The sequence below is a fragment of the Streptobacillus notomytis genome (assembly GCF_001902585.1).
Classification (GTDB): Bacteria; Fusobacteriota; Fusobacteriia; order Fusobacteriales; family Leptotrichiaceae; genus Streptobacillus; species Streptobacillus notomytis.
On the sequence record NZ_LKKV01000088.1, the window covers coordinates 1 to 1,780 of the forward strand.

The 1,780-nt window shown below is 30.2% G+C and carries 1 protein-coding gene; it reads right to left on the reverse strand.

Annotated elements, in window-relative coordinates; translation table 11 throughout:
• Positions 1 to 1,780: YadA C-terminal domain-containing protein (locus tag BUE91_RS04530; protein WP_180371206.1), on the reverse strand; the 1,780-nt coding region annotated here is incomplete at both ends.

Consider the following 1,780-nt stretch of genomic DNA (forward strand, 5'->3'; position numbering starts at 1 on the left):
TCTAATGCCTTTATTCTCTCTTTTAATTCTTCTATTGTATCTGTTATGTCTTTATTGGCCTTCTCTAATCTCTTATTATCTTCTATTAACTTCTTATTTTGTTCTTCTAATTCCTTATTTATTGGTCTCTCTATTACTATCTCTTCTCTTCCCTTCTTCTCTCCTCCTCCAAATTGATAACTTATTCCTGCTCCTATACCTACTTTTCCTTTTGTATTTAATGATAAATTCGCCTTATATAATACATTCCCTACTTCATTTATTCCACTTAATCCTATTGCAAACGCTGATTGTCCTTCATAATATCCATAAGATGCTCCTATATTATGTCTTCTATCTCCTACATTACTTATCTGTGGTATACTTGCTGCTGCTATTGCATTTGCTACTCCACTTGTTGCTGTTGTTAATCTTTCATCTACATATCTCTTATTTACTGCATAATGACCTGGATCATTTTCTGTTAGATCTCTTAGTCCTTTTAATACTCCTAGTCCTTTTTCTCCTTCTGTCTTAAGTGATATTGTTGGTTCTTTTTCTCCTCCTTCTATCTTAACTGTTTCTTTTCCTTCTTTATCTGTTAAGATTATAGTTGGGTCTTTTTCATTATTAAGTGTTATTCCTTTTTTATCATCTTTATCTTTTAATGATAATTTATTTGATGTTAGTTTCCCTTCCCCTTTATCATCTTTTATTGTTGTTCCATCTAATGTATATTTAGAACTATTTGTTGCTTGTTCATTTGCTTTGGTTAATGGGTTATCATTATATTTACCTATCTCTATTCCATTTGGTCCTGTTTTAGACATAATGTATTTATTATCATCTGTTTTATTTATTGTTGTTAGTCCTTCTTTATCTAGTTTTGTTTTAGATTTAATATTATTATCATCTAACTCTTTTGTTTCAAATGATGTCATCTCTTTTAGTTTGTCTGATAGTTTAACTGTTAGTGTTGAACTATTCTTTTCTGAACTAACTTGTATGTTTCCACTTGCACTAGTGAAGTCATCTTTATTATCTGTTCCTTCTCCTTTAATGATTACTTTTTCTCCTAGGTTTCTATGTACTTCTTCTCCTGCTCCTGTATTACCAGAGAAATTAATTCCTGCCTTTGCTAGTGCCTTTAGGTCTGTCCCTGTTGCTACGTTGTTTTTATTGTTCTTAAATATATCATCTTTATCTTCTAGGAATTCTTTGATTTTTTCTGGTGTTGCATCTTCTCCTAGAATGCTCTTTACATTTCCTATAGATATAGGTTCATTGCCATTTCCTTTTGGCATTAAGTTTACTATTACGTCTTTACTATCTACCGGAGTTAATTGGTTATTTCCATTTCCATTAGCATTATTTTTAGGTTTGTATTTATTTTCATTTGTATCATAATAGAAGTTTTTAAGTTCAGATTCTTTGTATAACTTATTGTCTTGTCCTCTTACAACCTTTTCATTATTATTTGTTGAATATTCAAATGGTCCATTAGCTATTTCTTTTATCTTATTGTCTACATAGTTCTTATTAACTGCTATGCTTCCATCTGTTTCATCTGGTGATATGTCTTTAAGTCCTGTTATAGAAGATTTTCCTCCATCTATTTTAATAGTTTCTTTTCCATCTTTATCAGATAATTTAATTATTCCACCATCTGTGCCATTTCCAGCTTTTATTGTTACTGATTCTTTTCCATCCTTACCTTTTACAGTTACTCCTGATTTTTCAATTGTTGTACTTGTTTTATCTGCTGAATTTTCATCTTTAGGTCCAAATGTAAGTTTATCTG